Raw genomic sequence first — 11,645 nt, forward strand, 5'->3', positions numbered from 1 at the left:
CTGAAGAACTGAAGAACTGAAGAACTGAAGAACTAAGGAATGAGCCAAGGGGATAGTGTCAATAAGGGTTATAGAAAAATAATGACTCGTGAAAAAAATGGAATTTTAAGTAAAAAATATAATTAATTACTGAAAATTATCGCGGAAGGGGATCCTTTTCTCGTATGGGTAAAATAGCATTTGTATTTCCTGGTCAAGGCTCGCAATCCGTGGGTATGGGGCATGATTTATACACGAATCATCCTGCTGCTAAAGCATATTTTGAGCGTGCTAACGAAGCGCTAGGCTTTTCGTTATCTGATCTGATCTTCCAAGGTCCAGAGGACCAATTGAAGATCACGTATCACACGCAGCCTGCGCTGCTGACAACAAGCATCGCTTGTCTGGAAGCGTTCAAGGCTGCGGGCATTAAGCCTGACTATGTCGCCGGACATAGTCTCGGTGAATACAGCGCGCTGGTCGCAGCGGGCGTGCTTGCGTTCGAAGACGCGGTACGCACTGTGCGGGCCCGCGGCGAGTTCATGGAACAGGCCGTCCCTGGCGGCCTGGGGGCAATGGCAGCTGTGCTGGGAGCCGAGCGCGAAGCGCTTGCGGAGCTATGCGCAGCTATCACAAGCGGCGGCTCCGTCGTGGAGCTCGCCAATGTGAACTGCCCGGGACAGATCGTCGTCTCGGGCAGTAAAGAGGGCGTTGCAGCAGTTGTCGAACGCTGCAAAGAAGCTGGAGCGAAGCGTGCCATACCGCTCGAGGTGAGCGGGCCTTTTCACTCTTCACTCATGAAGCCAGCCTCGCAGCGCCTCGCAGAGGTGCTTGCGTCGATCGAGATGAGTGATGCAGCCGTGTCCGTTGTGGCCAACGTAACGGCTAGTCCTGTCACACAGCCCAGCGATATTCGCGGGCTGCTCGTAGAGCAAGTGTACTCTCCTGTTCTGTGGGAGGACACCATTGTTTATCTGATCGGCCAAGGCGTCGATACATTCATTGAGCTCGGCTCGGGAACCATTCTCGCCGGTCTGATTAAAAAGGTAGACAAAACAGTGAAAACCGTGTCGATTGGCAGTCTGGAAGCTTTGGATAAGTATATGCAGGAGGTACACAATCATGTTAACGGGTAAGGTTGCACTGGTAACAGGGGCATCTCGAGGTATTGGCCGAGCGATTGCTTTGCATTTGGCTGAACATGGGGCCGATGTTGTTGTGAACTATGCAGGAAGTGAAGCTGCTGCTGGAGAAGTTGTAGAGCAGATTGAAGCGATGGGACGTAAAGCTATTAAGCTGCGTGCCGACGTAAGCAGTTTTCAAGAAGCTGATGATTTAGTAAAGCAAACGCTAGAAAGTTTTGGTAAAATTGATATTCTTGTGAATAATGCTGGCATAACAAGAGACAATTTAATCATGCGGATGAAGGAAGAAGAGTTCGATCAAGTCATCGCTACGAATCTTAAGGGTGTGTTCAACTGTGTAAAAGCCGTTACTCGCCCGATGATGAAACAGCGTTTCGGTCGAATTATTAATATATCTTCTGTAGTAGGCGTGCTCGGTAACCCGGGTCAGGCCAACTATGTAGCAGCAAAAGCAGGCGTTATTGGCTTAACCAAAGCGACTGCAAGAGAACTATCTTCTCGAGGTATTACTGTGAATGCAGTAGCGCCAGGTTTCATTGAAACCGATATGACGGACAAGTTGTCAGCCGAGATGCGAGAACAAATGTTGAAGCAAATTCCGCTGGAGCGCCTTGGTCAACCAGAGGAAATTGCCAAGGTTGTTCGCTTCCTAGCATCGGATGATGCGTCCTACATGACAGGCCAAACACTCCATGTGGATGGCGGCATGTACATGTAAGTTTTACCAGAAAGAGAATCTCAAAATTGACTACTGGCAATCTGTCAGAGATTCTCGTATAATACCAAAGAGGAGGTGAACCGGATGTCCGACGTATTGGATCGTGTTAAACGAATTGTTGTCGATCGTCTAGGGGTTGATGAAGTTGAAGTCACCCTCGAAGCATCTTTCAAAGAAGATCTAGGTGCTGATTCTCTCGATGTAGTTGAATTAGTAATGGAATTAGAAGATGAGTTCGATTTAGAAATTTCAGATGAAGATGCTGAGAAGATTACGACTGTAGGAGAAGTTACGAATTACATAAAATCTCATACGTAATAGTCTACCGAGTCCCGTTTCTAATCAAGACGGGACTTTCTCTCCATTTTCAAACAATGAGAAAACCTCAATCGAGGCCATTCAAGGATGAGCGACCGCGTTTAACGAGGAGAGACTTTGGTCTACGACCAAAGATCCCTATATTAGGTTTTATCGCCAATAAGAAAGCTGTTTTCGGGAACCGAAAATTTGTACTTTCTTATGTGGAAAAAAAATGAAGCTTTACTACATAGAAGGTGGTACAAATGAACAGAGTTGTAATTACAGGTATGGGCGTAGTTACTGCCCTTGGTCAAGATTTAGAAACGTTTTGGGGCAATCTGACTTCTGGTAAATCCGGGGTTAGTTTGATTGAGAATTTTGATGTCAGCGAGTATCCGACTCGTATTGCAGCTGAGGTTAAAGATTTTAATATTGAAGATTATGTGGATCGTAAGGATGCACGTCGGATGGATCGTTTCGTTCAATTCGCTGTTGCTGGTGCGGTTAACGCGCTAAAAGACGCAAACTTGAATGTAAAGGAAGATACGGATCCTGAACGTGTGGGTGTATCGGTTGGATCAGGAATTGGTGGATTGAATACATGGGAAGAACAGCATAGAATTCTTTTGGAAAAGGGCCCGAAACGCGTATCTCCCTTCTTTATTCCGATGATGATTGCGAATATGGCGTCTGGACAAGTTTCAATGATTACTGGGGCAAAAGGGCCGAACTCCACGGCAGTTACTGCGTGTGCGACAGGTACACACTCCATCGGTGATTCCTTCAAAATGATTCAACGCGGCGATGCTGACGTGATGATTTGCGGCGGGGCTGAGGCAACGATTACACCGATTGGTGTGGCTGGCTTCTGTGCTTTGCGCGCGATGTCAACTCGCAATGAAGAGCCGCATTTGGCTAGCCGCCCGTTTGATACAGACCGCGATGGTTTTGTCATGGGCGAGGGAGCAGGCGTGATGATTTTGGAATCACTCGAACATGCGCAGAAGCGTGGGGCACGCATCTATGCGGAAGTGATCGGTTATGGGATGAGCGGTGATGCTTATCACATGACAGATCCCGATCCGGATGGGGCAGCACGTTGTATGGTCAAAGCGATTAAAGACGCGGGTATTAGCCCAGAGTCGATTTCTTACATCAATGCTCATGGAACGTCTACGCCAGTGGGAGATAGATCGGAGACAACGGCGATTAAGAAAGCATTAGGCGAACATGCCTACAATGTAGCTGTTAGCTCTACAAAATCAATGACTGGCCATTTACTTGGTGCTGCCGGCGGTGTAGAGGCTGTTATCTGTGGTTTAACCATTTCTAATAGCTTGATTGCACCGACAATCAATTTGGTCAACCAAGACCCAGAGTGTGATTTGGATTATGTGCCAAACACAGCCCGCGCGGCGAAGGTTGACATTGCGATGTCGAACTCATTCGGCTTTGGTGGACATAATGCAACGATTATCTTGAAAAGGTTTGAAGCATAATTTGCCTTCCTACGAAGAAAGATAACGGAATATCATTCTCTCTGGGTGGTGAATAAAGGCAATGAATCGTGATATTAAAGAGCTGCAGCAGCGGATAGGGATTACATTTCGAAAAAAAGAGCTGCTTCAGCAAGCTTTTACCCATTCTTCTTATGTCAATGAACACCGTATTGCTGGGCATAAAGATAACGAGCGTCTGGAGTTTCTAGGGGATGCTGTCCTTGAACTAACGGTTTCGGAATTTTTATATGATACTTATCCAGGGCGTTCAGAAGGTGAATTGACGAAGTTCAGGGCGTCTATCGTTTGTGAGCCGTCACTCGTTACTTTCGCTGAAGATTTGGATTTCGGTGCTTTTGTATTACTGGGCAAAGGGGAAGAGCTTACTGGAGGGCGGTCACGCCCGGCGCTTCTCGCCGACGTTTTCGAGTCCTTTGTTGGAGCTTTATACCTTGATCAAGGCTTGGATATCGTAAAAGGTTTTCTCAAAAAGCACGTTTTCGCCAAAATCTCCAGCGAAGGTAAACTGCTAATTATTGATTACAAGACTCTATTGCAGGAGCATACCCAACATCACAACATGGGTTCGTTGGAATACCGCATTGTGAATGAACGAGGGCCAGCTCATGAACGTGAGTTTGTAGCTGAAGTGCACATGGATACCGACCTTCTGGGAACCGGAGCAGGACGTTCCAAGAAAGAAGCTGAGCAGCAGGCTGCTGCTGGGGCTTTGTCGAAATTAAATGTGACTGTTCAGCGGTAATGCATATGGCTTTAAGGGGCGGCTGAGGCCGCCTTTTTTGTTTTTTTCTCTTATTTTTTAAAGGGATATGTTACAATAATTTCTGAGGTGAGACCATGTTTTTGAGACGGATTGAATTATCCGGGTTTAAGTCTTTCGCAGACCGTACGGAGTTGGAATTTGTACGCGGTATTACCGCGGTTGTAGGTCCTAACGGCAGTGGAAAAAGCAATATTTCGGACGGAATCCGCTGGGTGTTAGGTGAGCAAAGTGCGAAGTCCTTACGTGGCGGTAAAATGGAAGATGTTATTTTTGCGGGCAGTGATGCGCGCCGAGCTGTCAATTATGGGGAAGTCTCGCTGACGCTAGATAATACGTCACAATCGCTTCCACTTGACTTCAATGAAGTGACAGTTACTCGCAGAGTGCATCGCAATGGGGATAGTGAGTATTTAATCAATAAGCAGCCCTGCCGTCTGAAAGATATAACGGAATTGTTCATGGACACGGGGATAGGGAAAGAAGCTTATTCTATTATTGGACAAGGTCGGATCGAAGAAATTTTAAGTACCAAATCCGAAGATCGTCGAGGAATCTTTGAAGAGGCTTCGGGGATTGTTAAATATAAATCGCGTAAACGTGAAGCGGAGAAGAAATTAAGTGACACCGAGCAAAATTTGCTGCGGATTCACGATCTTGTTTCTGAGCTTGAGGATCAAATCGAACCGCTTCGCGAGCAGTCTGAGAAGGCGATTCGTTATAAAGAGCTTCGGGAGACGCTCAAAAGCAGTGAAATTGCTATGTATGTACATCAAATTGATCAGATTTACATTTCATGGAATGATTCGAAACAGCTGTTAGAGAAGCTAGTTAAGGAACAAACGGAGCTTTCAACGATTGTGAATCAACATGATGCGCACTTGGAGAAGCATCGATGGGAAACTCGCAGGTTAGAGGAGGAGCTAGAAAAGCTTCAAGAGAGTTTACTGCAGACTGAGCGAAGATTTCGAGAAGTGCGAAGGGCATGGTGAAGTGCTTAAAGAACGTAAAAAGAATTATGTGGCTAATCACCAGCAGCTTAGCACTACAATCGCTATGCAAGAACAGCGCAAAATAGATAAAGAAGATGAGCTAAGTCAACAGCGGGAGAAAATCATCCAAATTGGCGCCCAGCTCTTTGAGTTTCAAGCGAAACTGACCGCGGAAGAACAACGATTACTTGGGGTTAATGGCGGTATCAGTTCCTCACCTGAAGATCAGTTGAAAGGCGAATTGTTGGAAACGCTAAACCGAATGGCTCAGGCGAGGAACGAGATTCGTTATGCAGAGCAGCAAACGGAAAGTATTGCTCGTCGATTGGAAAGGCTCGATGAAGAACGTCAGAAATGGGCAGAGCAGCGCGAGAAGATTTCGATCCGTAAGCAAGAGTTGACAGCTAAATTGGAACAAACGGTTAGTGAAATTGAGAATGAACGACAAAGGTATGTGCAGTTAACCCAAAGCTTGAAAAGCAAGCAAGGACTGCTTGATGAAGCACAAAGCATGGTCCGCAAATGGGAGCAGAAGCTCGATGCATTGACATCTCGCCGCGACACGATGAAAGAGATGGCCAACGATTACGATGGCTTCATGCAGGGTGTTAAAGAAGTACTTAAGGCGAAGAGTCGTAAGGATTTGCGCGGTATTCGCGGAGCCGTAGCCGAGCTTGTAAAGGTACCGGCAGACGTTGAGATTGCAATTGAGACGGCGCTCGGCGGAGCCTTGCAAAATATCGTAGTTGAGACCGAAGCGGATGGCCGTGAAGCTATTGCCTTCTTGAAGCGCCGTCAAATGGGACGAGCTACGTTCCTGCCTATGAATGTTATTCGTGGACGCTCGATTTCCGACAATGAGCTTACTTCTTTGAAATCTTCTAAAGGTTTTGTCGGCCTTGCAGTTGACCTCGTTTCATTTGACTCTACCTACCAGAACATCTTCTCAAGCTTGCTTGGGAATGTTGTTGTGGCGCAGAGCTTAGAAGATGCGAATCATATTGCTGCTAAAGCACAGTATCGCTATCGGGTTGTGACGCTGGAAGGTGACGTCGTGAACCCAGGCGGTTCGATGACAGGCGGAAGCTTACAGAAGAAATCAACGAATCTGCTTGGGCGTCAACGTCAAATTGAGGAGCTGGATCAGGAGATTAAAACTTCTGAGCAGCAGCTCAGCGGCTTGCGCAGCCAATCCAGCGTGATGAAGCGCGAGATTACAGAAGATATGATGACGATCGAACAGCTGCGTCAACAGGGTGAGCAAAAACGAATCACTGAGCAGCAAATTCGGGCAGAATTGAATCCGCTTGAGTCAGAAAGCCGCACGGTTGAGGAGCAGTTAACGCTGGATAGTCAAGATCGAGGCTCGCTGCTTGAAGAGCAGGCAGATCTTGGACGGAAAAAAGTGGAGTCCGAAGCAGCGCTGGCTGAGCTGCAGCAAGAAGAAGCTTCTTTGCAGCAAGCGATTCGGGATGCCGAGCACTCCCGCAAAGCGAGTGAGTCGGAGAAGGAAGAGCTGCAAAGCCAGTTGACGGATTTGAAGGTCAAGGTAGCTTCGATTTCGCAAGAGAAACAGTCACTCCAAGATCAACAGCGTCGATTGCAGCAGGATCTTGGTGAAGCTGACCGTGAGATGGAAATGAACCGCGGACTGCTCCAGCAGCTGGATCAAGATATGGCATCACTTGAGCAGGAGACTGTGCTACAAGTTGAATTACTTAACGATCTTAAGCTCAAGAAGCAGCAATGCACAGAAAACATTGATTTTAAGCGTGCTGAGCGAACGGATTGGTTACATAAGCTCGAGCAAGAAGAGAATGAAACCCGAACGCAACGTATTCAGCTGAAGCAGGTTGAAGAGAATTTGCATCAAACTGAAGTACGCGTTACTCGATTGGATGTTGAGCTAGAAAACCTGCTGAAGAAGCTGGCGGAAGAATATGAGCTTAGCTATGAATTAGCAAAAGAACGCTATCCAGTTCCTGAGGATATCCAAGGTACGCAGAGCAGAGTGCGTGAACTTAAACGTGAGATCGCTTCACTGGGTGATGTGAACCTCGGTGCTATTGAGGAATATGCGAGGGTTTCTGAGCGTTATGAATTTTTAGACTCTCAGAAAAACGACTTGATCGAAGCCAAAACAACGCTTTATCAGGTCATTCGTGAAATGGACCAAGAAATGTCCAAACGGTTTAAGACCACCTTTGATGCGATCCGCTCGCATTTTGGCGTCGTATTTGCTAAATTGTTTGGTGGCGGTCGTGCGGATTTGATTCTATCGGAGCCGGAAAATATGCTGGATACAGGTATCGAGATCGTAGCACAACCGCCTGGTAAAAAGCTGCAAAATCTTCAACTTCTTTCTGGTGGAGAGCGCGCTCTCACAGCGATTGCGCTGTTATTCTCGATTATCCGTGTAAAGCCTGTTCCATTCTGCGTATTAGATGAGGTAGAGGCTGCTTTGGACGAAGCGAACGTATCTCGTTTTGCCGAATACTTGCGTGAGTTCTCTGAAATGACGCAATTTATCGTGGTTACGCACCGCAAGGGAACGATGGAGGAAGCGGATGTGTTGTATGGGGTAACGATGCAAGAGGGCGGTGTTTCCAAGCTCGTTTCCGTTCGTTTAGAGGATGAAGAAGCCGCGATGTCCGCATCATAATTAAGTTGAATGTTATTTTATTAGGAGGAACCATGAGCTTTTTTAAACGATTGAAGGAAAGTATTTCCAATAAGGCCGAAGCGGTCACGAATAAGTTCAAAGAAGGACTAACGAAAACAAGAGACGCATTCGTCGATCGTGTGGATGATTTATTTAGCCGCCGCAAGAAGATTGATGAAGACTTTTATGAGGAACTTGAAGAAATTCTTATTGGCGCTGATGTAGGTGTGAATACCGTGCTTAAGCTAATCGATCAGCTTCGCGCCGAGGTGAAGAAACGCAAAATTGAAGATCCCGCGGAGCTGCAGCCGATCCTTTCCGAAAAGTTGATCGAGCTTTTAAAGGGTGACGCTGACGCAGGACTGAAGTTAAATCCAAATGGACTGTCTGTCATTTTGTTTGTTGGTGTGAATGGTGTTGGGAAGACAACGACAATCGGTAAAATGGCACACATGTTTAAATCTCAAGGGAAAAAAGTTTTAATGGCCGCTGGCGATACATTTCGTGCCGGTGCAATTGAGCAGTTGGAAACTTGGGGCCAGCGTGTTGGCGTGGATGTAATTAAACAGCACTCAGGCTCTGATCCTGCCGCTGTCATGTTTGATGCCGTGCAGGCGGCGAAAACGCGTGGCGTAGATATCTTGTTATGCGATACAGCAGGCCGTTTGCAAAACAAAGTGAATTTGATGGAGGAACTGAATAAGATCTATCGCGTTATCCAGCGTGAAGTTCCAGATGCTCCCCATGAGGTAATTCTCGTGTTAGATGCTACGACAGGACAAAATGCACTTAGCCAAGCCAAGCTTTTTGGTGACAAAACAGGTCTGACGGGGTTGGTGCTTTCCAAGCTCGATGGAACGGCTAAAGGCGGTATCGTTGTTGCGATCCGGCAGGAATTGTCACTTCCTGTGAAATTCGTTGGACTCGGGGAGAAAATGGATGATCTTCAACCTTTTGATTCCGAGCAATTCGTTCACGCTCTCTTTGGCAAATGGATCGGTGAGCATAAAGAAGAGAATGCTTAATCTTTTTCTTCTCTGATACGTGAAAAATTCTCCTCAGCCGTTTGTTGGTTAGAGGGGAATTTTTTTGTTCATTACTGACAAGGTCAAATGCTTGACATTCATCTTGGAATTCAGTATGATAGGTTCTGTTGCGCTGCTGTCAAGCGTGCAACCTTTACGGAGGTGGAACATGTCTATCGATCAAATGCTTGAGAAAACGAATCGCGTTAACTTGCTATTTGATTTCTATGGACCGCTGTTGACCGATAAACAAAGAACGTTCCTCCAATTGTATTTTCATGATGATTACTCACTAGGAGAAATCGCTGAGAATTTTGAAATTAGCCGCCAAGCGGTTTATGAACATATTAAACGAGCAGAGTCAACTCTTCAGGATTATGAGAGTAAATTGCATCTGGTACATAAGCACGAACAACGCATGAAGCTGCGTGCGGAACTGGTTCAGGTGCTTGAAGTTTGCGAACCGGAGCTAAAGAGGAAAACGACGGAGCTTTTTGATACAATAGTAGGGATCGATTAAAATATAGAAAGTCCAGAAGCAGGAGGTGAAGCGCATGGCATTCGAAGGATTGGCAAACCGGTTGCAGAACGTTTTCGGTAAGCTGAGAAGCAAAGGTAAGCTGACGGAAGAAGATGTAGGCGAAGCGCTTCGCGAAGTAAGATTGGCGCTGCTTGAAGCGGACGTTAACTTTAAAGTAGTTAAAGACTTTATTGCTAAGGTGAAGGAACAGTCCATCGGTCAAGAAGTATTGAAATCCTTCACACCAGGCATGGTCGTTATCGATATCGTTAACAAAGAGCTAACCGCACTTATGGGCGGTACACAAAGTAAGTTAGCTCGATCGAATCGACCGCCAACTGTCATCATGATGGCAGGTTTACAAGGGGCAGGTAAGACAACAACCTCTGGTAAGCTAGCGAAGATGCTCCTAAAACAAAACCATAGGCCGCTACTTGTAGCCTGTGACATTTATCGTCCGGCTGCGATCAAACAGCTGCAGGTTCTTGGAGAACAGCTCAGTGTTCCGGTATTTTCCCTTGGGGATCAAGTAAATCCTGTCGATATTGCTAAAGCAGGACTTCAGCATGCCAAAGATAACGGTAATGATTATGTCATTATCGATACCGCAGGTCGTTTGCACATTGATGAGAATCTGATGGACGAGCTGAAGAATGTTCGAACGGCTGTTGAACCGGATGAAATCTTGCTCGTTGTCGATGCGATGACTGGGCAGGACGCAGTCAATGTTGCAGAAAGCTTTCATCAGCAGCTTGAGCTTACGGGTGTTGTACTGACTAAGCTGGATGGCGATACCCGCGGTGGCGCGGCGTTATCGGTTAAAGCTGTAACAGGTTGCCCAATTAAGTTCGTGGCTAGCGGTGAGAAAATGGATGCTCTAGAACCATTCTTCCCTGATCGTATGGCTTCAAGAATTCTTGGTATGGGCGATATGCTTACCTTGATTGAGAAGGCGCAAGCCGGTATCGACATGGACAAGGCGAAAGAGATGGAGCGCAAAATGCGCAACGCCGAATTCACCTTCGAGGATTTCCTTGATCAAATGGAACAAGTGAAGAAGATGGGACCTCTGGATCAAATTCTTGAAATGCTGCCAGGAGCTAATAAGATCAAGGGTATGAAAGATATGAAGGTTGACGACAAACAAATGGCACGTGTTGAAGCTATTGTGAAGTCGATGACAACTGAAGAGAAACGCAAGCCTGAACTTCTTAATGCGAATCGCCGCAAACGGATTGCTTTAGGCAGCGGCAACTCGGTGCAAGAGGTCAACCGTTTCATCAAGCAGTTTGACGATATGCGCAAAATGATGAAGCAGTTCTCCGGCATGATGGGGCCTAAAGGTGCCAAAGGAATGAAGAAGCTAGGCAAGGGCAAGGGATTTAAATTCCCCTTTTAAATAAGTATTTTATTCTAAGTAGGAGGTGATTTTCATGGCAGTACGTATTCGTCTTAAACGTGTAGGCGCTCATAAAGCTCCTTTTTACCGTGTGGTGGTTTCGGATTCCCGTTCCCCGCGTGATGGTCGTTTTATCGAAGAAATCGGTACTTATAACCCAATTGCTGAACCAGCAGCTGTAACTCTTGATGAGGAAAAAGCGCTGAAATGGCTTCAAACTGGCGCTCAACCGTCCGATACAGTTCGCAGCCTGTTCTCAAAAGCAGGTCTGATGACTAAGTTTCACGAGCTGAAATTACAGAAGTAATCTGTTATCTTTCGGAGGGTGGGTTCATGAAGGATCTTATCACCGTTATTGCTAAGGCTCTTGTCGATCATCCGGAAGAAGTGCGTGTCACTGTGGTGGAGAAAGATGACAAGATCGAGTACAGGCTTTCTGTCCACCCCGACGATGTCGGGAAAGTGATTGGCAAGCAAGGCAAGATTGCGAAGTCGCTCCGCACAGTTGTCACGTCGGCAGCAGTGAAAGAGACGAAACGGGTAGCCGTTGAAATCGTTTCATAAGAAACTAGGTTAGGATTTAGTTCCTAGCCTTTTTCTTGTATGGTTTTGAAGGTAAATTAAT

General features: G+C 46.4%; 10 protein-coding genes and 1 pseudogene. All 11 read left to right on the top strand.

Features of this window, described 5'->3' with window-relative positions; genetic code table 11:
* The first annotated feature begins 164 nt into the window (after nucleotides 1–164).
* The 11 genes and pseudogenes from fabD (at nucleotide 165) to ACBP55_RS17335 (ending at nucleotide 11,584) form a co-directional block, all read left to right on the top strand.
* Nucleotides 165–1,115 (top strand): ACP S-malonyltransferase, encoded by a 951-nt coding sequence (gene fabD, locus ACBP55_RS17285; protein WP_464652930.1) that lies wholly within the window; start codon nucleotides 165–167, stop codon nucleotides 1,113–1,115.
* Complete coding sequence (gene fabG / locus ACBP55_RS17290; RefSeq protein ID WP_464652931.1) at nucleotides 1,102–1,842, top strand: 3-oxoacyl-[acyl-carrier-protein] reductase; 741 nt, start codon at nucleotides 1,102–1,104, stop codon at nucleotides 1,840–1,842. Before fabD ends, fabG begins: the two co-directional genes overlap by 14 nt.
* A gap of 84 nt (nucleotides 1,843–1,926) precedes the next feature.
* On the top strand, nucleotides 1,927–2,160 hold the full coding sequence (acpP, locus tag ACBP55_RS17295) for an acyl carrier protein (protein WP_464652932.1): 234 nt from the start codon (nucleotides 1,927–1,929) through the stop codon (nucleotides 2,158–2,160).
* A gap of 245 nt (nucleotides 2,161–2,405) precedes the next feature.
* Complete coding sequence (fabF, locus tag ACBP55_RS17300) at nucleotides 2,406–3,641, top strand: beta-ketoacyl-ACP synthase II (protein ID WP_464652933.1); 1,236 nt, start codon at nucleotides 2,406–2,408, stop codon at nucleotides 3,639–3,641.
* Between the two features lie 61 nt (nucleotides 3,642–3,702).
* On the top strand, nucleotides 3,703–4,404 hold the full coding sequence (gene rnc / locus ACBP55_RS17305; protein WP_464652934.1) for a ribonuclease III: 702 nt from the start codon (nucleotides 3,703–3,705) through the stop codon (nucleotides 4,402–4,404).
* A gap of 95 nt (nucleotides 4,405–4,499) precedes the next feature.
* A pseudogene (smc, locus tag ACBP55_RS17310) lies at nucleotides 4,500–8,076 on the top strand (chromosome segregation protein SMC).
* 32 nt (nucleotides 8,077–8,108) lie between these two features.
* Nucleotides 8,109–9,101 carry a signal recognition particle-docking protein FtsY gene (gene ftsY, locus ACBP55_RS17315; RefSeq protein ID WP_029195330.1) on the top strand — a complete coding sequence of 331 codons (993 nt, stop codon included), beginning with the start codon at nucleotides 8,109–8,111 and terminating at the stop codon, nucleotides 9,099–9,101.
* Nucleotides 9,102–9,270: 169 nt separating this feature from the next.
* Nucleotides 9,271–9,621, top strand: a complete 351-nt coding sequence (locus ACBP55_RS17320) for a putative DNA-binding protein (protein ID WP_464652935.1) — start codon at nucleotides 9,271–9,273, stop codon at nucleotides 9,619–9,621.
* Between the two features lie 34 nt (nucleotides 9,622–9,655).
* Nucleotides 9,656–11,020, top strand: coding sequence for a signal recognition particle protein (gene ffh, locus ACBP55_RS17325; protein ID WP_173185906.1), 1,365 nt, complete (start codon nucleotides 9,656–9,658; stop codon nucleotides 11,018–11,020).
* A gap of 34 nt (nucleotides 11,021–11,054) precedes the next feature.
* Nucleotides 11,055–11,327: a 30S ribosomal protein S16 gene (rpsP, locus tag ACBP55_RS17330; RefSeq protein ID WP_029195333.1), complete on the top strand. Its 273-nt coding sequence runs from the start codon at nucleotides 11,055–11,057 to the stop codon at nucleotides 11,325–11,327.
* Nucleotides 11,328–11,353: 26 nt separating this feature from the next.
* A complete protein-coding gene (locus ACBP55_RS17335; protein WP_163942413.1) occupies nucleotides 11,354–11,584 on the top strand; it encodes a KH domain-containing protein in 231 nt (76 codons plus the stop codon).
* Nucleotides 11,585–11,645: the final 61 nt, after the last annotated feature.

The sequence above is a fragment of the Paenibacillus sp. WG02 genome (assembly GCF_055396115.1).